Below are 24,172 nucleotides of genomic sequence, written 5' to 3'. Positions count from 1 at the left end.
AGCCCTTGCCCCCTACCCCGCCTCGCCGTGCCGCACCCGCCACGCCTTGAGCGCGGCGCGGTATTCGTCCATGGCTTCGTTGTAGGTATCGTAGACGCAGGGGATACAGCCGCTGTTGCAGCATTCCTCGGGCGCGGGGGCCTCGGGCGGCACGGGCGGCGGATCGTCGTCGACGGGCGGAGCGGTGTTCGGGGTATCGGGGGTATTCGCGGGACTCATGGCCGCATGTTAGCGCCGATCGGCGCCGCTTCGTCCGCCAGCGCCCGCCATTGCTGGCGCCGGATCTCGTAGCGCAGCTTGCGCGCCTCCCCTTCGCCAGTGGTCTCGATCCAGCGCATCCCGCATTTTTCCATGACGCGCAGGGACGCGGCGTTGGCCTGTATGGCCACGGCGCTCAGCGCGTCCACCGGCAGGCGTTCGAATCCCAGCGCCAGCAGGGCGCGGGTGATTTCCGAGGCGTAGCCCCGGCCCCAACAGGTGGGCATGAACGCGTAGGCGATCTCGACCCGCTCGATCTTGCCCGACAGCGCCAGCTTGAGGCCGGCGCGGCCGGCCAGCGCGCCGCTATCGCGCTCGCTCAGCACATACATGCCGTAGCCATGTTCGGCCCAATGCAGCATGTTGTGCTCGACGTAGCGCCGGCTCGCGGTGGCGTCGCGCGTGCCGCCCATGGTGGCCATCAGGGCAGCGTCGGCGTGCATCGCGGTGATGAAGGGCAGATGGGTCGACGACATGCGCTCGGCGCGCAGGCGCCGGGTGACGAAGGATTCGGGCAGCGGGGCGGACGGCATGATCTCGAAGCATGGACACACACGGTGCCTTGCATCATATCCATGCCCGCCCCTGCATGCCATCGCACTTTCGCACCGTGGACACACCCTGCTAGCCGCGCCGCAAGCCCAGAAAGCTCCAGTGCACGTCGGCGCGATCCAGCATGTCCTCGCGCGTGACGCGGTGATGCGCCGACAGGCCATGCCTTGCCGCCAGCGCGATGGTTTCTTCGGCCGAGACGTCGAACATGCGGCGGCCAGGCGGCACGGGGCCGTGGCGCAGCGACATCAGGAGTTGTCCGCCGGGCGCCAGCAGGGCCGCCAGCGCCGCCATGCCGCGGGCGCGCTCGTCCGCGTCCAGGTGCATCCAGACGGCGGTCAGCATGATCACATCGAACTCGCGCCCTTGCAGGCCCGCAAGTTCAGGCAAGGCGTCATCGACCCATTCCAGGTTGGGCAGCGCGTGGCGGCGCTGGCCCTCGCGCCGCAATTCGGGCGTGGGCTCGGCCGCCACCACCTGGTGACCCATGCGCGCCAGCGCGGCGGCATCGCGGCCCGAGCCGGCGCCGATGTCGGCGATGCGCGCGGGCGCGGCCGGGATCAGGTGCGCCACGTCGCGATGCACGTCGGCAAAGGCGATGCTTTCGTACTGCTCGGCCAGGGCCGCGGCGTTTTCGCCGTAGCCCTGGGTGCCCGACACCACCGCCGCGCCCGTCCCGGGCGCAAGCGCGTCCGCGCTCATTTGGCCTTGAGCGCGTCGTAGATGCGCTTGCCGACACGGCCATCCTGCGGCAGGTTGCGCTTTTCCTGTTCGGCGCGCACCGCGTCGCGGGTCTTGGCGCCGGGAATGCCGTCGGCGGTGCCGACGTCGTAGCCGCGGGCGTTGAGCATCTCCTGCACTTGCTTGATCTGCGCACGCGACAGGCCGGGGTCGTCCGTCGGCCAGGGCGTGGCCAGCGCCGGGCCGCCCTGCAGGCGGTTCAGCAACAGCGACACCGCCAGCCCGTAGCGGCGCGACTGGTTGTAGTGCAGGATCGCGTCGAAATTGACGGTGGCCAGGAACACCGGCCCCTTGGCGCCAGTGGGCGCGAACAGGTAGGCCTGCTGGTCATTGCCGTAGGCCAGCTTGAGCGCCGAACCATCCGCCTGCTTGAGGCCGGCCTGGGCCCATTGCGCGATGCTGCGGCGGTCCTGCGAGCCGACATACTCGGCGTCGGGCGCGGGCGGGATGGCGGCGGCCACGTCGGCCGGCACGCGCACTTCCACCACCGCCGGCAGGCCGTGAGTCCATTTGGCGCGGCGCTTGCGCAGGTGGTTGGCGGTCGAGGCCAGCGCGTCCGGCAGCGAGTTGTACAGGTCGATCTTGCCATCGCCGTCGCCGTCCGCCGCCAACTCGTAGAACGAGGTGGGAATGAACTGCGTCATGCCAAAGGCGCCGCTCCAGGAACCGACGAAATTGTCGGCCGGCACCACGCCGTCGCGCAGCAGGCGCACCGAGGCGTAGGCGTTCTTTTCCCACAGCGTCTTGTTCTCGGTGCAGGCGCGGGTCAGCCAGGCATTGAGCACGTCGGTCTTGCCGACCTGACGGCCATAGTTGGTCTCGATACCGAAGATGGCGACCAGTGTGGCCGGGTCCACCTGGTACTGCTGGCCGATGGCATCGAGTTGCGGGCCGTACTTGGCCATCACCGCGCGGCCGTCGGCGACGCGCTCGTCGTCGACGGTCTTGGCGATGTAGTCCCACCAGGTTTCGCGGCCCTCGGGCTGGCCCTGGGCGGACGCGACGGTGGTGGGCAGCAGCTTGGCCTTGGCGGTGTACTTGTCCCAGTCGGCCACGGTCAGGCCATTGGCGGCGGCGCCCTTGCGCAGCTTGGCGATACACGCCTTGGTGTCGAGTTCAGTCGGGACGATGACCGTGGGCGCAGCGGGGGCCGCGGTCGCCGCGGGAGCCTGGGCCGGCGCCGCCGCTGGGGCAGCGGCAGGCGCAGGGGCGGCGGCGGGCGTGGCAAGTTCGTCGAAGCTGCGCTTGGGCGTCAACACCGGCCCGGACGAGGCAGGCTCGGCCCCGGAATTGCGCGTGCCGGTGGCGGAAGCCGGCGACTGGGCCTGGGCGGCGCCCAAGGCGGCGAGGCTCAGCGCAGCGGCCAGGACCGCGCGCGCCAGGGGATCGATTCGGGTGCGAAGCGCGTTCTGTCGCATGGTAATCCTGAAAAATCGAGGTCAGCCCGGATCGTACCGCGAGCGGGCGCCGAAATCGAACCGACGGCGCGCTGCCCGCGGCCGGCTGTCCGGCCGCGGCCAAGCCTCACGCTGCGGCGCCTGCCGCCGCAAGCCGTGGCGGCGGGCGCCGCAACACGCGCAGGCAAAGCGCGAGCGCCATCAGGCTCGACAAGGCAAAGCCCAGGGTCTGCCCCAGCAACACGCCTTCGGCTCCGCCATACCGGGCGCCCAGCCAGACGAACGGCAGCGTGCCCACGGTCGCGCGCAACCAGCCGACCGCGGTCGCATAGGTGGCATGGCCCAGGTTGTTGAATACCGCCACCGAGACGAAGAAAAGGCTGTTCAGCGCCCACATGAAGCTGGCGTAACGGCAGAAGGCCATGACCAGCTCGCGCCCGGGGCCGGTAACCCGGAAAAGATCGGCAATCCAGGGCGCCAGCAAGGCCAGCAACACCGCCACGCCGACCCCATACGCCAGGGCCAGGCCGGCGGTGATGCGCACGGTCCGCCGGACCCGCTCCCACTGGCCCGCGCCGAGGTTCTGACCCAGGATCGGGCCGATGGCGCCTGGCAACACGAAGAACAAGGAATACGACAGCTGAAGCACCCGGTCCACCACGGTCGCGCCCGCCATGATGCTGGGGCCGAACCCGGCATAAACGGAGGCAGTGAAAACCACCGCCGCAGGCGTTGCCAGGGCGCTCAACGCGGCCGGCAGGGCAATGGCGCCGACCGCGGCCAGATCCGCGCACAGCTCCGATCGCACCGGCCGCGCCACCAACCGGTAGCGCCCGAATACCAGCCAGGCCCCGAGCATGACCGTTGCCAACCGCCCCGCCCCGCCGGCCCACGCCACACCCTGCATGCCCCCGTCGAACACGAAGATGACCAGCGGATCCAGAATCGCCACCGTGGCGGTGCCGGCCAACAGCACCCACATCGACTGGCGGCCCTGACCGGCGGCGCGCAGCAGGTTCGACAGCATCATGCCCACGCCCATCACCACCGAGAACGGCGCGGTAATGGCGACATAGGACAGCACCAGCGCCCGCACGTCCGGCGCCAACCCAATCATCCGGGTGAACGGCCCGATCGCCAGCAGGAACCCCGCGGCGGACAACAACGCGGCCGCCATCATCAGGAGCAGCGAGGCCGCCGCCAGCCGCCGTGCGCGCGGCGCATCCCCCTGCCCCAGCGCACGTGACACCTGCGCCGCGCCGCCGACGGTCACGCCGATGCAGATCGACGTGACCGTGAAGAGCGCCATTGAACCGAATCCCACCGCCGCCAGCACGGCCTCGTCGCGCAGCGTGCCCAGGTAAAGCAGCGTCAGGAATTCGATGGCGAACACGGCCAGCATGCTGGCCCAGCCCGTCAACACCATTTCAAGCACATGGTTTCGCAACGGCCCGGAGACGAAACGGGCGGGCACCGCGGCAACGGCCGTCATGGCCCGGCCGGCCCGAACCAGAACTGCGACCGCGTTTCATCCGACGAATACCATGGCAGCAGGCCGATGCTGTGCGACTCGCGCTGCACGCTCACCAGCAGCCCGCCCGCCTGGGGCCGCAGCAGCGCCACGGTGCGGAACACGCCCATGGATTCGTACTGGCGCCAGTCACGCCGGGCGCTGATCCAATAGCGGCCCTGGGTGCAGCCGCCGAAGTGCTGGATGTCGGCCAGCGGTCCATGCGCTGGACGGACCGAGCCGGCCGTGACGTCGCGCAGCGGCAACAGGCCGGTAAAGCGGCCGCCCTGTCCGTCATCGGCCAGGACCTGCCAACCCTGCGGCGCGGCCTTGAAGGTGACGCGGGCGGCCGGCGTGGGGCGCCAGGCAAGTTGCGCCGTATCCCGCAGGTCCGGCAGGTCCAGGGTGTAGGCCAGGAAGCGGCGCAGATCAGCCACGCCGGCGGCGGCCTCGCCCGCGCGCGCCTGGCCGGCGACGCGATAGGTGCCGGCCAGGTCCGGGCATTGCGCCGGATCGGATGGCAGCACCAGCGCCGTGCCGTCCTTGAACGGCGGCCAGGTCACGCGCACCTCGTCCACGGTGGACACGCCGCAGCCGGCCAGCGCCGCCAGCAGCAGCCCCGCCAATGCCCACCGTCGCGCGGCCACCGCCCCCCCGCCCTGCTGTGTTGTCCTCATGCGCATCGCACGCCCGCCTCCCTGGCGACGAACTATACCGAAACCCCGATGCGCGTTGCCAAGGGCCCGGCGCGGGACAATAATCGGCGCATCGCCGCTGCCGCGCCCGCCATGGCGCCCTTCAGAGGAAAATGCCGCATCCGGCACCGGCAAAGGCAGCCGCTTCCGTGGTGAACGGGAAATGCCACGGCGACGCGAGGGTCCGCCGATTCCGGATATGATCGGCGCCCTGCCGCAGGCATTCGGCCGCGGAATGCTGACGGCCGGACCCAGCCTGTGGAGGCCGCCGGGCATTCGCCGCCAGGCTGGCGCAGGCCATCAATACCCCTACTTAGGAGCGCCCATGTACGACTGGCTCAACACCTTGCCCAAGGCGGAACTGCACCTGCACCTGGAAGGCACGCTCGAACCCGAGCTGCTGTTCCGGCTGGCCCACCGCAACGGCGTGGCGCTGCCGTGGCCCGACATGGATGCCCTGCGCGCCGCCTACGACTACAGCAACCTGCAGGAATTCCTCGACCTGTACTACCGCGGCGCCGACGTGCTGCGCACCGAGCAGGACTTCTACGACCTGACCTGGGACTACCTGGTCAAATGCCACGAGCAGAACGTGGTGCACACCGAGCCGTTTTTCGATCCCCAGACCCACACCGACCGCGGCGTGCCGTTCAAGGTGGTGCTGGACGGCATCAGCCAGGCGCTGGCGGACGGCCGCGAGAAGCTCGGCATCAGCAGCGGCCTGATCCTCAGCTTCCTGCGCCATCTGCCCGAGGAACAGGCCATGCGCACGCTGGACGAGGCGCTGCCCTACCGCGACGCCTTCATCGCCGTCGGCCTGGACAGCAGCGAAAAAGGCTTTCCGCCGCGCCTGTTCCAGCGCGTCTTCGACCGCGCCCGCGCCGAGGGCCTGCCGGCCGTGGCCCATGCCGGCGAGGAAGGCCCGCCCGAGTACATCTGGGAAGCGCTGGACCTGCTCAAGGTGCGGCGCATCGACCACGGCGTGCGCGCCGCCGAGGACCCGCGCCTGATGGCGCGCCTGATCGATGAGCAGATCCCGTTGACCGTCTGTCCGCTGTCGAACACGCGCCTGCGGGTATTCGAGCACATGTCGCAGCACAACATCCTGTCGCTGCTGGACGCCGGCGTGAAGGTCACGGTCAATTCCGACGACCCGGCCTATTTCGGCGGCTACGTCACCGAGAACTTCCACGCGCTGTACGAGCACCTGGGCATGACCCAGGCCCAGGCGCAGGCGCTGGCCGACAACAGCATGGATGCGCGCATCCTGAAGTAGGCCGGCCGGGCGCGCCGGGCCCGCTCATCGAGAAACTGGGAATCAGGCCGCGCCGGGCGCGCCCACCAAGCGCAGGAACGGCGGGATCAGGCTGGCGGCCAGCGCGTCGGCGTCGGCCGCGCCGCGCGCGATGGCGTCATCGACCGCGCCGTGCATGCCGTGGTACAGCAGGATCGCGGTCAACGCCGGCTGCGCCAGTTGCCAGCAGCCGGCCTGCTGGCCGGCGCGCAACATCGCCTCGGCCTGTGCCAGCACCGCCGCGCGCTCGGCGGCGCCGCGATGGGGGTGGTTGACGTCGTGGAACACCACATCGTGCAGCGCATAACCGTCGAAATAAGCCTGCACGCCGGCATGCGTCCAGGCCCGCAGCCGCGCCACGCCGTCGTCCGGCGCGCAGGCCGCCATGGCCGCGTCGATGCGGTCCAGGAAGCCCTGCGAGAACTTGGCGCGCAGCGCTGCCAGCACCTCCGCCTTGGACGAGAAGTAGTGATAGAAGGTGCCCTTGGCCACGCCGGCCTGCGCCACGATCTGGTCGATGGTGGTGGCTTCGACGCCCTGGCGCACGAACAGGTCTTCGGCGGCGGCCATGAGTTCGTCCAGGCGCACCGGCGCCGGCTTGGTACGCGGTGGCGGGGCGGCGCAGGCCTGCGGGTCGGGCCGGGCTGAGGATCGGGCGGCGGACTTGGCGGAAACGGGGGCCATCGCGAGCGGGGGTTCCATCATTCTCAATGATTCCCAGTGTAGAGGAGGCGCCCGGCGCGGCGTCCGGGAGCCATTGGGAATGCGTCTTTTTATATATTGACCGACGGTCAGTCGATTACTAGAATACGGTTTCACATTTGCTTCCCGGCCCTTTCGCATGCATGCCTCCCGCCGCCGCGCCCTGGTGTTCGCCGTCAACCTGGGCAGCTTCATCACCATCCTGGATATCAGCATCGTCAACGTCGCCCTGCCCACCATGCAGGCCGCGCTGCGCATCGACATGGCCGGCCTGCAATGGGTGGTGGACGCCTACGCGCTGTTCCTGTCGGCCTTCATGCTCTCGGCCGGGCCGCTGGGGGACCGCTATGGCCGCAAGCGCTCGTGGCTCGCGGGCGTGGCGCTGTTCACGCTGGGGTCGGCCTTCTGCGGGCTGGCCGACAACCTGCCGCTGCTGCTGGCCGGCCGCGCGGTGCAAGGCGTGGCTGGCGCGCTGCTGATCCCCGGCGCCATGTCGTTGCTGACGCAGGCCTTTCCCGATCCGGCCGAGCGCGCCCGCGCCATCGGCCTGTGGGCCTCGTGCAATGCCATCTCGCTGATCGTGGGGCCGATGCTGGGGGGCTTGCTGGTGGCGCACTTCAGCTGGCAGAGCATTTTCCTGATCAACCTGCCGGTGGGCGCGCTGGCGCTCGCGCTGGGCGCCTGGGGCATCCAGGAAAGCGCGCATCCCGAACATGCGGCGTTCGATCCGGCCGGCCAGGCCCTGAGCGTGATCTGGCTGGGCGCGCTGACTTATGGCCTGATCACCGCCGGCGAGCATGGCTGGCACGCGCCGGCCGCCCTCGCCGCGCTGGCCGTGGCCGCCATCGGGCTGCTCGCCTTCCTGTGGGTCGAGCGCACCGTGGCGCGCCCTATCCTGCCGCTGGGCCTGTTCCGCGACCCGGGCTTCGCCAGCACCAACTTCGCTTCGTTCGTGATGGGCTTCGGCGCCTACAGCAGCCTGTTCTTCTTCTCGCTCTACCTGCAGCACGTGCGCGGTCTGTCGCCGCTGGAAGCCGGCTGGCAACTGGCGCCGCAATTCGTGGCCACCGGCGTCGTGTCGACGGTGTTCGGCCGCCTGAACCCGCGCTTCGGCCTGCCGCGGCTGATGATCGCCGGCTACGGCATGGTCGGCGTGGCCATGCTGGGCATGCTGAGCTTCGATGCGCACACGCCCTATGCCCTGTCCGGATCGCTGATGGTGCTGCTGGGCCTGGGCATGGGGCTGGCGGTGCCGGCCACCAGCATGGCGGTGATGGCGACCGTGCCGCGCGAGCGCTCGGGCATGGCTTCGGCCACCATGAACGCGCTGCGCCAGACCGGCATGACCATCGGCATCGCGCTGTTGGGCGCGCTGATGAGCAGCCGCGCCGTCGACCACCTGGCCGCGGCGCTGACGCGGTTGGGCCAGGCGGATGCGCAGGCGGTGGCGCGCGTCGCGGTGACCCGGCACGTGCTGCCGGCGCAACCCGACGGCGTGGCGGCGTTGTTCGCCGCCGCGCTGGCCGACGGCTTCCACGCCGCCATGGCCGGCGCCGGCGTGGCCTCGCTGCTGGCGGCGCTGCTGCTGGTGTGGGCCACGCGCCGGGCGCGGCCGGTGCTGCGCGCGGCGGCCCGCGCCAATTGACGCCCGCCCGCCCCCTCGCTACAGTGACCGCCGACCCTGGCCGGCCCTGCCGCCGCCGGCCGGCCTGCCAACCTCGCGGCGCGCCGCGATCCCTTTTCTTCCGGATTCCTCATGAATAGCTACCGTGTCGGCATCGCCGGCTTCGGCGCCATCGGCCAGGCCGTGGCGCAATCCCTGGATGCCGGCCTGCCCGGGCTGACGTTGGCCGCCGTGGCGGTGCGCGACCCCCGCGCCGCGCCCGCCGTGGCGTGGCGCACCGCCAGCCCGCAGTTCACCACCCTCGGCGACCTTGCCGGGCATTGCGACGTCGTCGTCGAATGCGCCCCCGCCGCCGTGTTCCGCGAACTGGCCGAGCCGGTGCTCAAGACCGGCAAGAAGCTGGTGGTGCTGAGCGCCGGCGCGCTGCTGCGCCACGACGACCTGATCGAGCTGGCGCGCCGCCACCAGGCCCAGATCCTGGTGCCTTCCGGCGCCATCCTGGGCCTGGACGCGATCACCGCCGCCGCCGAGGGCGAGATCCACTCGGTGACGATGATCACGCGCAAGCCGGTGCGCGGCCTGCTGGGCGCGCCCTACCTGACCGACAACAACATCGACATCGACGGCATCACCGAACCGCGCCTGATCTTTCGCGGCTCGCCGCGCGAAGCGGCGGCGGGCTTTCCGGCCAACCTGAACGTGGCCGTGAGCGTGTCGCTGGCCGGCATCGGCCCGGACCGCACCACCCTGGAGATCTGGGCCGACCCGTCGCTCGAGCGCAACGTGCACCGCGTCGAGGTGGTGTCCGATTCGGCCTCGTTCTCGATGGAGATCCAGAACATCCCGTCGGCCAATCCCAAGACCGGCCGCATCACCGCGCAAAGCGTGATCGCAGCGCTGCGCAAGCTGACCAGCCCGCTGCGGGTCGGCACCTGAGCCCGCGCCTCGCACCCGGCCAGCAGCGACACGGACGCCGCTAGGCCGCCGCCAGGCCGCGCGGCGGCGCCGGGTCGATCACGTCCGTCGCGTCCATGGCGGCCACCGCCCAGCCGCCCGCGCCATCCAGGTCCAGCCGGTGCGTATGGAAGGCGTCAAGCGTGCTGCGATGGCCGACGCTGACCAGCATGGCCTGCGGCAAGTACTCGCGCAGCAGGCCGTAGAGCATGTGCTCCAGCCCTTCATCGGTGGCCGAGGTCGCCTCGTCCAGGAATACGATGGCGGGCCGGTTGAACAGCACGCGCGCGAACGCCACGCGCTGCTGTTCGCCGATGGACAGGATGCGCGACCAGTCGGCCTCGTGCTCAAGCCGTCCGGCCAGGTGGCCCAGGTTCACTGCGCGCAACGCCGCCGCCAGGCGCGCATCGTCGTCGGCCCTGGCATGTCCCGGGTAGGCCACGGCATCGCGCAGCGTGCCCAGCGGCAGATAGGGACGCTGCGACAGGAACAGCGCCGCCGTGCCCTGCGGCCGCCGCACCACGCCCCGCGCATAGGGCCACAGGCCCGCCAGGGCGCGCAGCAACGTGGTCTTGCCGCTGCCGGAAGGCCCCTTGATCAGCAGTGCCTGCCCCGGCCGCAACGCCAAGTCCAGATGCCGCAGCAGCACGTGGCCATCGGGACGCGACACCTCCAGGCTGGCGATCTCCAAGGCGTCGGGCAAGGGTTGCGCCTCGATCGCCGGCAGCGCCCGCGCCGCCGCGTTGGCGTCGAGAAAGCCCGCCAGGCGGTTGAGCGTGGCGCGGTACTGCGCGAAGGCATCGTAAGAGGTGCGGAAAAATGACAGCGAATCCTGCACCTGCCCGAACGCCTGCGACGTCTGCATTACGTCGCCCAGCTTGATCGCGCCGCTGAAAAAGCGCTGCGCCTGCAGCAGAAACGGAAACACCACCGCCACCTGGCTCACCACCAGGTTGAAGCCATCGAACTTCAGCCCCCGGTAGACCCGCGCCCACAGGTTGGCGATGTAGGCCGAAAAGCGCGTCCACAGCGTGCGCCGCTCGACCGCCTCGCCCTGATAGAACGCGACGTTCTCGGCGTTCTCGCGCAGGCGCAGCAGCGCATAGCGGAAGTTGGCGGTGAGGCGTTCGGACAGGAAGTTCAGCAGAATCAACGGCCGGCCGATGCGAAAGGCGAACAGCGTGGCGACAATGACATACAGGTACACCATGAAGACCATGGCGCGCGGAATCTCCACGCCGGCCACGTCCAGTGCGCCGGACAGGTTCCACAGGATGGCGGTGAACGCCACCAGCGACACCACGGCGCTGAGCGCGCCGATCGCCAGCGTGCGCGAGCCGGTCACGAACGCGGCGATGTCCTGTTCGATGCGCTGGTCGGGGTTGTCCACCGGCTCATCGACGAAATGGCCGCGATAGTAGGCGCGCGCGTCGAGCCAGTCGCCGGTCAGGCGGTCGTTGAGCCAGACGCGCCAATGGATGTCGAAGGCCTGGCCGGCGTAGCTGTCGATCAGCGTGCGCACCACGTGCACCGTCGCCAGCACCGCGAAAATGCCGAGGAAATGCCAGAACGCGTTCGCGTCGAGCGCCTGCAGGGCGCTGTAGAAGCCGTTGTACCAGAACGAGAACAGCACCGTCATGCGGACCGCGAACATCGCCAGGAACAGCAGCGCGGCCAGCGTCAGCAGCGGGCGCCAACTGCGGCGCGGCGTCAGGTAGGGCCAGGCCAGGCGCCAGAACTTGCGCCCCCAATCGGTCCCGCGCGACAGCGCGAACGCGACCAGCGCCAACGCCACGGCGCTGATGCCGAATGCGCGCGCCATCCACAGCGCGCTTTGCCACAACTGCTGCTGCCAGTCCAGATCCATGAACCGCCCCTCTGACGTTGTTTCTGTTTAGAACGTCAGGGGCGCCGCGGTTCCGGCGAAAACGCCGTCTTAAGCGTGGCTTAAGTGTGCGTCGGACGGATTGAACGCTCAGTCGCCGCCCAGGTCCAGATTGGCGAACAGGTCCGCCAGCGTCGGCACCGAGCGGGCCGGCCAGATGGCGCTCAGGTCGAAGCTGGGCAGGCGCTCGCCATCGCGCACTTCGCAAAAGCGCACGCCCCGGAAATCCATCGACCGGATCCAGCTGGGCAGCAGCGCCACCCCACAGCCGCCGGCCACGCAGGCCAGCACGGTGAGCGTGCGGTTGGCCTCCTGCGCCACATGGGCGTCATGGCCGCCCTTGCGCATGGCATCGAGGATGTCGGCGTAGAACGCCGGCAGCTGCGACTGCGGATACATCACCAGACCCGCCTGCGCGATCTGCGCCATCGACACCTGGCCGTCGGCGGCCACGTCGAACTCGTCCGGCACCGCCGCCACCAGCCGCTCGCGCAACAGCTGGCGCTCGCGCATGCGGCCGCCCAGCGCCACCGGCGTGTGCATCAGGCCGATGTCGATCTCGCCGGTCTGCAGGGCCTCGGCCTGCTCGGCGTTGCTCATCTCGCGCAGGATCACGCGCACGCCGGGCGCCTGCCGCCGCAGTTCGCGCAGTGCCCGTGGCAAGGTGTTGAACAGCGCCGAGGACACCAGCCCCACCGTCAGTTGGCCGGCGCTGCCGCGGCCGATCTCGCGGGCGCGGCGCGTGGCGGCGTCGATGCGGGCGATGCTGGCGCGCACGTCCTCCAGGATGGCCAGCGCCGCCGGCGTGGGCGAGGAACCCTGACGCGAGCGTTCGAACAGGCGCACCCCCAAGTCCTTTTCCATGCGGCCCAGCGCCTGGCTCAGGGCCGGCTGGGCAATGCCCAGCCATTCCGAGGCGCGGCTGACGCTGCCGTGGTCGACCACGGCGAGGAAGTAGCGCAGGTGCCGGGTTTCCATATCAATCCAATATGAATAAAGCAGTTTCACAGAATAGAAAACTATACCCCTTCTGCCTAGAATCCCGCTCATAGAACCCGACAGCTGCGCACCCCGTTGGGGCATGCACAGCACCTCGCAGGAGACAGCCTTGCCCCCACCGGTCACCGGCCCCGCCGTCGACGCCCACGCCCATGTCTTTCACCAGGGCCTGGCGCTGGCGGACACGCGCCGCCACACGCCCGACTACGATGCCACGCTGGCCCAATACCTGGGCCTGCTGGATGCGCACGGGCTGTCGCACGGCGTGCTGGTGCAGCCCAGCTTCCTGGGCACCGACAACAGCCACCTGGTCGAGGCGCTGCGCGCCGCGCCGGCGCGGCTGCGGGGCGTGGCGGTGGTGGACCCCGCCATCGACGATGCGGCGCTGCGCGCGCTGGCCACGGCCGGCGTGGTCGGCATCCGCCTGAACCTGATCGGCCTGGCCCTGCCCGACCTGGCCGCGCCCGACTGGCGTCACCTGCTCGAACGCATCAACGCGCTCGACTGGCATGTCGAGCTCCATCTGCAGGCCGCGCGCCTGGCCGATATCCTGCCGGCCCTACTGCGGGCCGGCTGCCGCGTGGTGGTCGATCACTTCGGCCGCCCCGATCCGGCGCTGGGCGTGGCCGACCCGGGTTTCCAGTACCTGCTGCGGCAGGCCGCCAGCGGCCAGGTCTGGGTCAAGCTGTCGGCCCCCTACCGCAACTGGAGCGGCCCGGCCTGTGCCACGTCCGGCCGCGAGGCCGCGCGGCAATTGCTGAATGCCTGCGGCCCCGCCCGCCTCATGTGGGGCAGCGACTGGCCCCATACCGAGCATCGCCACCTGGCGTCCTACCCCGCGGCCACGCAGTGGCTGGACGACTGGATCGACGACCCCGCGCAACGGCGCGCCGTACTGGCCGACACGCCATTGCGACTATTCCAATTCCAAGGAGACTCCCAATGACCCCTCTGTTCAAACGCTTCGCGCGCCGCGTCAGCCTGCTGGCCGCCGCCGGCATGCTGGCCGGCGCCGCAGGCGCGGCCAGCGCCGCCTATCCCGAGCGCCCCGTCACGCTGGTCGTGACCTATCCGCCCGGCGGCACGGTGGACGTAGTGGCCCGCCTGATCGGCCCCAAGCTGGCGGCCGAGCTGGGCCAGCCGGTGGTCATTGAAAACCGTGGCGGCGCCGGCGGCATGATCGGCGGCGCGGCGGTCGCCAAGGCCCAGCCCGACGGCTATACGCTGATGCTGGACGCCTCCAACCACGCGCAGAACGCGGCGCTGCACACCAAGATGCAGTTCGACACGTTGACCGCATTCGCGCCGGTGTCGTTGCTGCTGCGCGTGCCGAACGTGCTGGTGGTGACGCCGTCGTACGAAGTCAAGACCGTGGCCGACCTGATCCGCCTGGGCCAACCGGGCGCCAAGGAACCGGTCTACTTCGCCTCGGCCGGCCCCGGCTCGGCCCAGCACCTGGCCGGCGAATTGTTCAACCTGCTGGCCAAGACCCAGCTGCAGCACGTCGCCTACAAGGGCGGCGGCCCGGCCATGATCGACGTCATGTCGGGCCAGGTGCCGGTGATGTTCGCCAGCATGGGCTCGGCCTGGCAACACGTGAAGAACGGCAAGCTGCGCGCGGTGGCCGTGGGCGGCTCGGAACGCTCCAAGGCCGCGCCGGATCTGCCCACCATCGCCGAGTCGGGCGTGCCCGGCTACGAAACCTACGAATGGAACGCGGTGTTCGCGCCCGCCGGCACGCCGCCGGAAATCATCAACCAGGTCTCGCAGGCACTGGCCAAGGTGCTGAAGGATCCGCAGATCGCCGAGCAGCTCGCGGGCATCGGCGCCGAGCCGATCGGCTCGACGCCGGCCGAACTGGACACCTTCCGCCGCGCCGAGATCGAGAAATGGCAGCGCGTGGTCAAGGAAGCCGGATTGAAAATGGATTGAGAACGGACGGGCGCATGCCCGTCCGCCGGATTGCCGGTCTTGGGCGCCTCACGGGGCGCTTTTTTTGGTTTTACGGCGGCCTAGCGATGCGATAAAACAGCACATTGATCGTGCCCAGGGATATGCGCAACGAGATGAACCACGATAGCCACGACGCTTCCCCCTCCGCCGCCGCCATCGCGGCCGGCGCCGACGGCGCCACGCTCGACGCGCTCGCCGACGGCCTGCTGTCGCTGGACCGCGACTGGCGTGTCCGTTATCTCAACCCTGGCGCCGAACGACTGCTGCGACGCAGCAGGCCCGACCTGATCGGGCACGGCCTGTGGGACGCCTGTCCGGAGCTGGTCGGGACTGGCTACTACGACGCCTGCCGCGGCGCCCTGCAGACCGGCCGCCCCGCGAGCCACACCGGCTACCATGCGCCGCTGGCGAGCTGGTTCGAGGCGCGCGCCTTTCCGCATAACGGCGGCCTGCTGGTGCTGTTGCGCGATGTTTCGCGCGAACGCGAGGAAAGCGCGCAGCTCAGGTACCAGGCCAACCACGACTACCTGACCGGCCTGCCCAACCGGCGCCAGTGCATGGACACGCTCTCGACCGCCATCGCCGAGGCCGAGCCCGCGCTGGCCGCGCAGGGCGCCACGCTGGCGGTGCTGTTCCTGGACCTGGACCGTTTCAAGGAAGTCAACGACGCCTTCGGCCATGCCGAGGGCGACCTGCTGCTGTGCGACGTGGCCGAGCGCCTGCGCAGGTTCCTGACGCCCTCGATCTTCTGCGCGCGGGTCGGCGGCGACGAATTCCTGCTGGTCTTGCGCGGGACCAACGAGCGCGCGGCCGAGGCGCTGGCCAATTCGATCCTGAATTCGCTGGCGCGGCCCAGCGATATCCACGGCCGCTCGGTCTCGCTCGGCGCCAGCATCGGCATCGCCCTGATGAATGCCCCTGGCGAATCGGCCGAAATGCTGCTGAACTACGCCGACGCGGCCATGTACGCGGCCAAGTCGGCCGGGCGCTTCCAGGTACGGGTCTACCATCGCGAGCTGATGCAGGGCCTGGGCGCGCGCCTGTCGCTGCGCGGCGACATCCAGGACGCGCTGAACAACAACCAGTTCGAACTGCACTTCCAGCCGCAGATCAGCATGCACGACGCGTCGCTGTGCGGCGCCGAGGCGCTGCTGCGCTGGCGTCATCCGACCCGCGGGCTGCTGGCGCCGGCCGCGTTCCTGGACGTGCTCCTGGACTCGCCACTGGAGCCGGCCCTGACCGAGTGGGTGGCCAACGCCACCTGCCTGCACATCAGCGAATGGCTGGCCGAAGGCCTGCCGGTGCCGCGCATTTCCTTCAATCTGTCGGCGCGCCAGCTGGTGGCGCCGGATCTGGCGGACACCATCGTGCGCCTGGCCCGCAGGCACGGCGTGCCGCCGACGCTGCTGGACGTGGAAGTCACCGAGAATTCGTTGATGAGCGACGTGGAAAAGGCCTCCGCCATCCTGGCCGCGCTGCGCGAGGCCGGCATTTCGGCGTCCCTGGACGATTTCGGCTCGGGTTATTCGAGCCTGGCCTACCTGGCGCGCCTGCCGATCGATACGCTCAAGATCGACCAGTCGTTCGTCTGGGCGCTGGGCAAGGTCCCCACCGCCACTGCCGTGATCCGCGGCGTGGTGCGCCTGGCGCATTCGCTGGGCATGCGCACGCTGGCCGAAGGCGTGGAGACCGAGGCGCAACGCGAAATGCTGATCGAGGAAGGCTGCGATGCGATGCAGGGCTTCCTGTTCAGCCGCGCCCTGCCCGCCAGCGCCTTCGCCGCGCTGCTGCGCGACACGCCGGCATGACGCCTGCCGCTATCATGTGCGCTTGATGGCGCAATATCGCGATGGCGGCAATGGACAAGATACGGCTCGACAAATGGCTCTGGGCGGCGCGCTTCTACAAGACGCGCAGCCTGGCGGTGGATGAAATCGGCAAGGGCCGGGTGCAGGTCAATGGCCAGCCGGCCAAGCCGGCGCGCGAGGTCGGCCCGGGTGACCTGGTCAGCATCCGCAAGGAAGATCCGGCGCTGCACGTGCGCGTGGTGGCGGTCAGCGGCGTGCGCGGTCCGGCGCCGGTGGCGCGCCAGTTGTACGAGGAAACCCCGGAAAGCGTGGCTGCGCGCGCGCGCGCGGCCGAGATGCGGCGCCTGGCGCCCGAACCGGCGCTGGACATCGCGGCCGGCCGGCCGACCAAGCGCGACCGGCGCCTGATCGATCAGATGCGAGGCAAGTGAGGCGGCCGGCGTGGCGGGCCCGCTATAGCGCCCTTCCCACAATCAGCGGGTCCAGCGCCAGCTCCGGCAGGCCGCTCTTGCCTTCGTACGGCAGACGGCTCAATACGTAGCGCATGGCGTTCAGGCGCGCGCGCTTCTTGCAGTCGGACTTGACCACGATCCAGGGCGCGTCGGCGGTGTCGGTGTGCGCGAACATCGCCTCCTTGGCGCGGGTGTAGTCGTCCCACTTGTCGAGCGAGGCCAGGTCCACCGGACTGAGCTTCCATTGCTTGAGCGGATGCACCTTGCGCTGCAGGAAGCGGCGGCGCTGCTCCTGCTGGCTGACCGAGAACCAGAACTTGACCAGGTGGATGCCGCTGGTGACCAGGTGGCGCTCGAAATCGGGCACCTGGCGCAGGAACTGCAGGTATTCGTCCTGCGAGCAAAAGCCCATCACGCGTTCGACGCCGGCGCGGTTGTACCAGGAACGGTCGAACATCACGATCTCGCCAGCGGTGGGCAGGTGCTGCACGTAGCGCTGGAAATACCATTGGCCGCGCTCGGTGTCGGACGGCTTTTCCAGCGCCACCACGCGCGCGCCACGCGGGTTCAGGTGTTCCATCATGCGCTTGATGGTGCCGCCCTTGCCGGCCGCGTCGCGGCCCTCGAACAGGATCACCACGCGCTGGCCGGTGGCCTTGACCCAGGCCTGCAGCTTCAGCAACTCGACCTGCAGGGCGTACTTCTGCTTTTCATAATTGCGCCGCAGCATGCGATGGCGGTAGGGATAAATGCCTTCGCGCCAGTCGGTCGCCAGTTCCTCGTCGGGATTACGGCGGGCGCCGCCGGCCTGCGCGTTGGCTTCGAGCAGCGCGCGCTGCACCGCGATCGCGTCATCGGGCGACAGTTCCTCGATCACCGAGCGCAACGCCGCGTGCGCCTCGCCGGAGTCGCCGACCCGATAGCGGCGGGCGATGTCGGCCAGCACCGCGGTGGTTTCCTGGCGCGCCGCGGTCGCGCGCGCATTGACGCGCTTGTGCGCCTGGATGGCTGGCTCGATGGCGGGCATGGCGGCGGGCGAGGCGGTGCCAGCCGCGGGCCGGCGCGCGGCGGTGGCGCCATTGGCGGCCACTGCCGCCTGGCCGGCCTTGGCGGCGCCGGACGCGCTGGACCGCGCCGCGCGGGCGGTGCGCTTGGCGGGACGTTGCGGACGCGTCGCGGCCTGGCCGTCGGCGGCCGGGTTCTGCTCGGAAACTTGCGGGGTCTTGTCTGTCATCAGTACTGTCCTTGCTGCGCGTGGGGGCGATGCCGGATGGCCAGGCAGTCGCCGGCGACCCGTCAGGAAAAACCTCAACCCTAACGCGCACCGCGACGCACAGGATTGATGTGTATCAATGCTTGTAACAATCTTGCGGCAATCTCTCTTGCGCAGCGCCTGCCGGGACGCCATGGCCGCCGCTACACTGCAGCCATCGACGTTGCCCCTTCTGCCCTATGTGGTCGCTGCTCAGACGCCTGTTCGCCGGTCCGCCCGTCCCGCCCGATCCCTATGCCGAAACCATCCGCTTCGACGAAGCCGGCTTCACCCGCGCGCTCGGCCCGGATGGCGCGGGCGGCCGGCGCCAGTCCTGGCCCTGGAACGACATCTGCGAATTCGGCTTGCGCTTCACGCCGGCGCTGTTTCCGGACCCATGGTACGGCGACTACATGGAGAGCCTCTGGTACATCCGGGTACGCGACGCGGGCACGCTGATGGCGGTGGAGTTCAGCCTGGAGCACCTCGACCCCGATGCCTTGCCGGCGGCCCTGCTGCGGCACATGCCGGACCGGGACCCGCGCGCGCTGCGCGCGGGGCTGGCGGCCATCGCGCAAGGCCCGCGCCACTTCGCCGGCGAAGGCGAATGGATAATCTGGAAGCGTGAGCCGCATTGCGCCTGATACGCCCGCACTGTAACATCCAATACCAAATATTTCATTATCGCCGCCCATCGTGGACACGCGTAGAGAACCCACCCTGAGTCCGCCGGGCGCCGACACGCCGATCTTCGCGCCCCCCGCTCGCCCCGCTCGCCCCGCAGCGCCACGGCCCAGCCCCGCGCTGCGCGCCGCCACCGGGTTCCTGTACATCGGCTTGTGGCTGGCCCTGCTGGTCCTCAGCGGCCGCAACACGCCGGCGCCGGGCGACGCCGCCGAAACGCTCAGCTACCGGATCGGCGCCGCGATCGGCTGCGCGCTGATGCTGCTGTTGCCGGCCATCGTCGCGATCCTGGCGCTGTCGCCGTTCAAGCGCCTGCGCACGCCGCTGCACCGCATGCGCATCGCGTTCGCCACCGGCCTGGTGCTGCTGGTGGCGGGCGCCGTCCTGGCCGGCCTGGGCGCCTATCGCGACGCGCAAAGGGCGACCGCCATGGCCGAGCTCCGCCGCACCGGCGAATGGATGCGCGCGGTGCTCGACGCGCCCGACAATCCGCCCGGCGATATACCGGACATCGACACCACGCCCAAGGCCCATGGCATGTACGGCGAAATCGAGCGCGGCATGAAGATCATCCTGCGCCAGCACGTGGCGCAGTACCGCGCCTACGTGACCGAACTGGACGAGGCGCGGCTGTCCGAGCTGTTCATCCCCAACCGGCTCGCGCGCGACCGCGGCCTGATCGAGAGCCGGCTGATCCTGGAGCAAGCGCAACACGTGGTGCAGAAATACAGCCAGCAAAACCAGCGGCTGCTGGCGGACGTGCCCGCCATCCTCCGTTCGCTCGATCTGAGCGAGCAGCAGAAGAACCAGATGGTCGAGGGCGCGATCAAGGCGCGGCCGCGGCAGAAGGCCTCGCTGGCGCGCAACTGGGAACTGGAGCGCCAGATGCTGGACCAGTACGCGCAGATGATCAACCTGCTCGACGACAACCGCCGCTCGTGGCGCGTGGCGGGCAACGAGATCGTGTTCGATCGCGACAGCCTGCTCGACCGCTTCCGCGCCCATCAACTGGCCGTGCGCCAGTTGACCGCGGAACGCGCGCGGCTGGAAGCGCAGCAATTCGACAGCCTGATGTCGGCGCTGCGCTGACGCGGACGGCGCGGCGGCGCGGCCCGGAACATTCGTTCAGAATGGCTTGACCACCACCAGCGTCACGATCACCGCCGCCGCGATCACGGTGAACGGCGCGTACAGGTCCACCAACGGCGCGCGCCGGGCGCTGCCTTGCGCCTGGCGCCGCAGCGCCGCGCTCTGCACCCCGAGCAAGGCCGACAGCGTCAGCGCCAGCGCGATCTTGATCCAGATCCAGGTCATGGCGAACCAGCCGAACGTCACCGCCAGATGCAACCCGACCAGCCAGGCCAGCACCATCGCCGGCGTGGTCACGCACAGGGTCCAGCGGCGCAGCGCGCCCAGCATCTTGCGTTCCTTGGGCGCCTCGTCGCTGTCGGGCGGTTGCGACGACAGCAGGAACAGCGACACGAACAGGGAGCCGCACAGCCAGGCAACCACGGCGGCGACATGCAGCATTTTGAGAAGTTGGTAGGTCATGCGCGCGATTATCGCCCGAGCGGCGCGCATCAGCGCTGAACCGCCCGCCTGAGTTTGCGCGATGGCAAAGGCCGCGCCCGGCATCGGGACATCACGGCGTCTGCCCGACAGGCGCGCGGGCCGGCGCGGCCGGCGCCGGGACAACCCGCGTGGCGCGCTCGCCCTCTTCCCGCGCCAGGCTGCGGCGGTACTTGCCGCAACCGGCCGCCAGCAGGCCGATGCATGCCAGCGTGGCCACGCCGATCAGCAGTGACATGGAATGCCCGACCGCCGCCGGATTGTGGAACACCCGATCGGTCAACAGCGCCACCGCCGTGGTGCCCAGGCCCAGCCCGACCAGGTTGGAGATCAGCAGGAACAGCGCCGATACCTGGGCCCGCAGTTGGTTGGGCGGCAGGATCTGCATGGCGGCGGTGGAAGTCGGCATGGGAAACGAAGCGAAGAACATCGCAGGCAACAGCAGGCCCACCGACAGCCACAACCCGTCCACCTGGGTAAAGGCCACGGCCGGCAGCGCCATGCCGATCGCGCCGATGACGCCGGCGCGCAGCGGCGCATCGTCATGGCCGCGCCGCGCCAGCCAGTCCATCAGCCAGCCGCCGCAGAAAACGCCGGCGGTGTTGGCCACCAGCACCACCGTGCCCAGCATGTAGCCCGCCTGCACCGGCGACAGGCCGAACTTGCGCATGTAGAAGGCCGGCGTCCAGCCCAGCAGGCAGAACAGGATCATGGCGTAGAACGAGAACCCCAGGTAATGACAGCAGAAGGTGCCGCGATGGTGGCCCAGGAAGCGGAACACGTCGCCAGCCGCCGGTTTCCGCACACCGCCGCCGGCATCGTGGCGCAGGCCCTTGCGCTGCGGGTCGCGCACGGTCAGCAGGATCAGCAACGCCACCAGCACGCCCGGCAGGCCGACGATGAAAAACGTCACTTGCCATGGCCGCAGCGCGCCCACCCCGGGCACATGCACACTGTCGACGCTCTTGAGCAGGTCGATGACGTAGCCGCCGATCAGGAACGCCAGGCCGCCGCCAATGAACGAGCCGATCGAATAAATGCCGACCGCGCGGCCAAGCTTATGGCGCGGGAACATGTCGCTGAGCATGGAATAGGTGGCCGGCGACAGCGCGGCCTCGCCCACGCCCACGCCGATGCGCGCCAGGAACATCTGGCCGAAGCTCTTCGACAGGCCGCAGGCGGCGGTCGCCAGGCTCCAGAAGGCCACGCCGATGGCGATGATGCGGGGCCGCGACCAGCGGTCGGCCAAGAGCGCGATGGGAATGCCCATGAAGGCATAGAACAGCGAAAAAGCCAGCCCGTGCAGCAGGCTGAACTGGGTGTCCGAGAGCTGCAGGTCGCGCTTGATGGGCTCGATCATCAGGGCCAGGATCTGCCGGTCGACGAACGAAAATATGTACGCTAGCATGCAGATCAGGACGACATACCACTCATAGGCATAGCGCTTTTGCACCGCGTCGGTTCCGGTATCGCCCGTCATGTTTTTCCCTTGTATCGCAATGGGATCGCGCCGGCCGCGTCGAGGCGGCGGCGGCGTCCCGCTGTCTGGTTCGCCATTCCGATGGCTGCATCTGTTGTAGGCCTTTGCGCCGGCCGGCTCTATACCGGGCGCGCAACGGCTATTCCCGGGGCGCAGGAAAGCATGTTCCACGATACCTATCCGCTGCAACGCCATTGCCTGTTGAATTCGGGCAATCTCTCCGAGATCACCGACCAGGTCAGCCAGCACCTGTGGTCGCACCGCATGTGCGTGGCGCGCGGCGACCCGCTGCAATCGCGGCTGTACGGCGTGTTCTTCGGCAGCGCCGCGCTGTTCGACCTGCACTATGGCGCCGAGGTCGAGATCGACGCCGGCGACATCGCCCGCTATTACCTGGTGCGCGTCACGCTGCAAGGCGCCGGCCAGGTCACGCTGGGCAAGCGCAGCGCCGCCCTGCGCGAAGGCGGCCTGACCATCTCGTCGCCGTCCGAGCGCAGCATCCTGCGCATCGGCCAGGATTGCCGCAGCCTGATCCTGCGGGTCGAACGGCAAGCGCTGGAACGCCAGTTGCAACAGCTGCTGGAGCGCCCGCTCAAGCAGGCGCTGGTGTTCGACCTGGAGGCCGCGCCCGGCTCGGCCGGCCTGGCGGCGGTGCAGGAAACGCTGGCCTACCTGTGCCGGCTGTATCAGCATCCCGCCATCGAAGGGGTGACGCAGACGCTGGCGGCGGGCTTTTCCGATTACCTCATCTCGCTGCTGCTGATGCAGCTGCCACACAACTACTCCGAGGCGCTGCGCGCCGACCGGCGCCAGCCGCTGCCGCTGCACGTGCGGCGCGCACGCGACTACATCGAAGACCACATCGACGCGCCCATCGCGCTGCCCGAGCTGGCCGCGCATTGCGGCGTGTCGATCCGCACACTACAGAATGGCTTCACGCAATTCCTGCAGCAAAGTCCCAGCGACTACCTGCGCAACCGCCGCCTGGCGCTGGCGCACGCCGCGCTGGCCGAGGCGGGCGACGGCGACAGTGTCACCGACATCCTGCTGCGCTGCGGCGTGACCAGCTTCGGCCATTTCGCCACGCACTACCGCAAACGCTACGGCTGCCTGCCGTCCGACACGCTCAGGCGGCGCCGCGCCCGCGCCTGTTGAGGCGCGCGCCGCGCATTCCCTTGCCGATTCCGTATTCCGCTTGCGCCTGCCGCGCAGTCCGGCGCGCGCGCCGCCGCTAGCATCAAGGCTCTCTCGAAGGAGCTTGATCATGCGTATCGGGGTAATTGGAGGCGGCCACGGCTGCTACGCGGCGGCCGCCGACCTGGCGGAAAAAGGGCATCAGGTGCGGCTGTGGCGCCGCGATGCGGCGGCATTCGACAGCCTGCGCCGCGCCGGCGCCCTGGCCGTCACCGACTATCGCGGCACCCGCCATATCGCCTTGGGCGAAGCGCCCGGCCAGATCGAACTGGCGGCCGGCCTGGCCCGCGCCGCCGAAGACGCGCAACTGCTGGTGATTCCATTGCCATCCACCGCGCACGCGGCGCTGGCGCCCGAGCTGGCGCCGCACCTGCGCGACGGCCAGGTGGTATTCCTGCCTCCCGGCACCTTCGGCAGCTACCTGTTCGCCCGCGCCCTGCGCGACGCCGGCAATCCGGCCGAGGTCGCCTTCGCCGAGACCGGCACCCTGCCCTACCTGGCGCGCAAGCATGGCGACCGGGTCGTCATCAGCGCCTACGCCACGCGCCTGCCCACCGGGGTATTTCCGAGCCGGCTGGCCGGCCCGGCGTTGGAGACGCTGGCGCAGGCCTATCCCAGCATCGAGCCGGTCGAGGACGCGCTGTCCGGCGCCCTGATGAACGCCGGCCCGGTGATCCATCCGCCGCTGATCCTGATGAACGCCGGTCCGCTCGAACACTTCGAGCGCTGGGACATCCACAACGAAGGCACGCAGCCGTCGATCCGGCGCGTGACCGACGCCCTGGACGCCGAGCGCATCGCCATCCGCGCGGCGCTGGGCTACGCCGCGCCGCACTTCCCGCTGGCCGACCACTACGCCAGCGCGGGCGATGAGTGGATGTACGGCCGCGGCGCCCACGGCAAACTGACCGACAGCGGCGACTGGCGCGAGGCCATCGATCTGGCCACGCACCGCTACATGCTGGAGGACACGCGCCTGGGCCTGTCGTTGCTGGTGTCACTGGGACGCTGGGCCGGCGTACCCACGCCGGTGGCGCTAGGCCTGTTGAACGTGGCCGCTGCCGTGACCGGCCGCGACCTGTACGCCGAGGGCCGCACATTGGAGTCGCTGGGGCTGGCGCAGTTCTCGCGCGACACGATGGCCGCGCTGCTGGCCCGGGGGGTATGAG

At 69.8% G+C, this 24,172-nt stretch carries 23 protein-coding genes; 11 read left to right on the top strand and 12 right to left on the bottom strand.

Annotated elements, in window-relative coordinates; translation table 11 throughout:
• Positions 1–12: 12 nt before the first annotated feature.
• The 6 genes from K2W61_RS18215 to K2W61_RS18190 all read right to left on the bottom strand — a co-directional run bounded on the left by K2W61_RS18215 (position 13) and on the right by K2W61_RS18190 (position 5,135).
• The gene (locus tag K2W61_RS18215; RefSeq protein ID WP_175133894.1) at positions 13–219 is read right to left on the bottom strand and encodes an oxidoreductase-like domain-containing protein; all 207 of its coding nucleotides are present in this window, start codon (positions 217–219) and stop codon (positions 13–15) included.
• Entirely contained in the window at positions 216–791 is a 576-nt protein-coding gene (locus K2W61_RS18210) for a GNAT family N-acetyltransferase (protein WP_175133893.1), read from the bottom strand. Before K2W61_RS18210 ends, K2W61_RS18215 begins: the two co-directional genes overlap by 4 nt.
• A 91-nt stretch (positions 792–882) precedes the next feature.
• Complete coding sequence (locus K2W61_RS18205; protein WP_236756258.1) at positions 883–1,512, bottom strand: class I SAM-dependent methyltransferase; 630 nt, start codon at positions 1,510–1,512, stop codon at positions 883–885.
• Positions 1,509–2,969 carry a lytic murein transglycosylase gene (locus K2W61_RS18200; protein WP_236756257.1) on the bottom strand — a complete coding sequence of 487 codons (1,461 nt, stop codon included), beginning with the start codon at positions 2,967–2,969 and terminating at the stop codon, positions 1,509–1,511. Before K2W61_RS18200 ends, K2W61_RS18205 begins: the two co-directional genes overlap by 4 nt.
• Before the next feature lie 106 nt (positions 2,970–3,075).
• Positions 3,076–4,440, bottom strand: a complete 1,365-nt coding sequence (locus K2W61_RS18195; protein WP_236756256.1) for an MATE family efflux transporter — start codon at positions 4,438–4,440, stop codon at positions 3,076–3,078.
• Positions 4,437–5,135, bottom strand: a complete 699-nt coding sequence (locus tag K2W61_RS18190) for a hypothetical protein (RefSeq protein ID WP_175133889.1) — start codon at positions 5,133–5,135, stop codon at positions 4,437–4,439. Before K2W61_RS18190 ends, K2W61_RS18195 begins: the two co-directional genes overlap by 4 nt.
• A 343-nt stretch (positions 5,136–5,478) precedes the next feature.
• Here K2W61_RS18190 and K2W61_RS18185 point away from each other — a divergent pair, with 343 nt between their 5' ends.
• Positions 5,479–6,429 carry an adenosine deaminase gene (locus K2W61_RS18185; protein WP_175140570.1) on the top strand — a complete coding sequence of 317 codons (951 nt, stop codon included), beginning with the start codon at positions 5,479–5,481 and terminating at the stop codon, positions 6,427–6,429.
• Between the two features lie 42 nt (positions 6,430–6,471).
• Here K2W61_RS18185 and K2W61_RS18180 read toward each other — a convergent pair whose 3' ends face one another.
• Positions 6,472–7,131, bottom strand: coding sequence for a TetR/AcrR family transcriptional regulator (locus tag K2W61_RS18180; RefSeq protein WP_236756255.1), 660 nt, complete (start codon positions 7,129–7,131; stop codon positions 6,472–6,474).
• A 157-nt stretch (positions 7,132–7,288) separates the two neighbouring features.
• On the opposite strand from K2W61_RS18180, the gene K2W61_RS18175 reads away from it, so the two are divergent.
• Together K2W61_RS18175 and K2W61_RS18170 are read left to right on the top strand one after the other, a co-directional pair.
• Entirely contained in the window at positions 7,289–8,794 is a 1,506-nt protein-coding gene (locus K2W61_RS18175; protein WP_175140568.1) for an MFS transporter, read from the top strand.
• 111 nt (positions 8,795–8,905) lie between these two features.
• On the top strand, positions 8,906–9,709 hold the full coding sequence (locus K2W61_RS18170) for an aspartate dehydrogenase (RefSeq protein ID WP_236756254.1): 804 nt from the start codon (positions 8,906–8,908) through the stop codon (positions 9,707–9,709).
• Positions 9,710–9,749: 40 nt separating this feature from the next.
• Here the strand turns inward: K2W61_RS18170 and K2W61_RS18165 are convergent, their stop codons facing one another.
• Positions 9,750–11,594 carry an ABC transporter ATP-binding protein/permease gene (locus K2W61_RS18165; protein ID WP_175140566.1) on the bottom strand — a complete coding sequence of 615 codons (1,845 nt, stop codon included), beginning with the start codon at positions 11,592–11,594 and terminating at the stop codon, positions 9,750–9,752.
• 108 nt (positions 11,595–11,702) lie between these two features.
• Entirely contained in the window at positions 11,703–12,590 is an 888-nt protein-coding gene (locus tag K2W61_RS18160; RefSeq protein WP_175135732.1) for a LysR family transcriptional regulator, read from the bottom strand.
• Positions 12,591–12,693: 103 nt separating this feature from the next.
• On the opposite strand from K2W61_RS18160, the gene K2W61_RS18155 reads away from it, so the two are divergent.
• From K2W61_RS18155 to K2W61_RS18140, 4 genes are all read left to right on the top strand, one after another.
• Complete coding sequence (locus tag K2W61_RS18155; protein ID WP_236756253.1) at positions 12,694–13,557, top strand: amidohydrolase family protein; 864 nt, start codon at positions 12,694–12,696, stop codon at positions 13,555–13,557.
• A complete protein-coding gene (locus K2W61_RS18150; RefSeq protein WP_175135734.1) occupies positions 13,554–14,543 on the top strand; it encodes a tripartite tricarboxylate transporter substrate binding protein in 990 nt (329 codons plus the stop codon). Before K2W61_RS18155 ends, K2W61_RS18150 begins: the two co-directional genes overlap by 4 nt.
• Before the next feature lie 134 nt (positions 14,544–14,677).
• Positions 14,678–16,372: a putative bifunctional diguanylate cyclase/phosphodiesterase gene (locus K2W61_RS18145; RefSeq protein WP_236756251.1), complete on the top strand. Its 1,695-nt coding sequence runs from the start codon at positions 14,678–14,680 to the stop codon at positions 16,370–16,372.
• A 50-nt stretch (positions 16,373–16,422) separates the two neighbouring features.
• Positions 16,423–16,803, top strand: a complete 381-nt coding sequence (locus K2W61_RS18140) for an RNA-binding S4 domain-containing protein (protein WP_175135735.1) — start codon at positions 16,423–16,425, stop codon at positions 16,801–16,803.
• 22 nt (positions 16,804–16,825) lie between these two features.
• Here K2W61_RS18140 and ppk2 read toward each other — a convergent pair whose 3' ends face one another.
• Entirely contained in the window at positions 16,826–18,058 is a 1,233-nt protein-coding gene (gene ppk2 / locus K2W61_RS18135; RefSeq protein ID WP_175135736.1) for a polyphosphate kinase 2, read from the bottom strand.
• Positions 18,059–18,276: 218 nt separating this feature from the next.
• On the opposite strand from ppk2, the gene K2W61_RS18130 reads away from it, so the two are divergent.
• The gene (locus K2W61_RS18130) at positions 18,277–18,720 is read left to right on the top strand and encodes a hypothetical protein (RefSeq protein ID WP_175135737.1); all 444 of its coding nucleotides are present in this window, start codon (positions 18,277–18,279) and stop codon (positions 18,718–18,720) included.
• A 52-nt stretch (positions 18,721–18,772) separates the two neighbouring features.
• Positions 18,773–19,849, top strand: coding sequence for a hypothetical protein (locus tag K2W61_RS18125; RefSeq protein ID WP_236756250.1), 1,077 nt, complete (start codon positions 18,773–18,775; stop codon positions 19,847–19,849).
• A 36-nt stretch (positions 19,850–19,885) separates the two neighbouring features.
• Here K2W61_RS18125 and K2W61_RS18120 read toward each other — a convergent pair whose 3' ends face one another.
• A complete protein-coding gene (locus K2W61_RS18120) occupies positions 19,886–20,311 on the bottom strand; it encodes a CopD family protein (protein WP_236756249.1) in 426 nt (141 codons plus the stop codon).
• A 91-nt stretch (positions 20,312–20,402) separates the two neighbouring features.
• Positions 20,403–21,809 carry a spinster family MFS transporter gene (locus K2W61_RS18115; RefSeq protein ID WP_236756248.1) on the bottom strand — a complete coding sequence of 469 codons (1,407 nt, stop codon included), beginning with the start codon at positions 21,807–21,809 and terminating at the stop codon, positions 20,403–20,405.
• 162 nt (positions 21,810–21,971) lie between these two features.
• Here K2W61_RS18115 and K2W61_RS18110 point away from each other — a divergent pair, with 162 nt between their 5' ends.
• Together K2W61_RS18110 and K2W61_RS18105 are read left to right on the top strand one after the other, a co-directional pair.
• Entirely contained in the window at positions 21,972–22,964 is a 993-nt protein-coding gene (locus K2W61_RS18110) for an AraC-like ligand-binding domain-containing protein (protein ID WP_175140559.1), read from the top strand.
• Between the two features lie 109 nt (positions 22,965–23,073).
• Positions 23,074–24,171 (top strand): NAD/NADP-dependent octopine/nopaline dehydrogenase family protein, encoded by a 1,098-nt coding sequence (locus tag K2W61_RS18105; protein WP_175135742.1) that lies wholly within the window; start codon positions 23,074–23,076, stop codon positions 24,169–24,171.
• Position 24,172: the final 1 nt, after the last annotated feature.

This window comes from Achromobacter pulmonis (genome assembly GCF_021733725.1).
Classification (GTDB): domain Bacteria; phylum Pseudomonadota; class Gammaproteobacteria; order Burkholderiales; family Burkholderiaceae_B; genus Achromobacter; species Achromobacter pulmonis.
The sequence above is the reverse complement of the archived record's forward strand: the minus strand, read 5'-3'. Positions and strand labels throughout refer to the sequence as shown.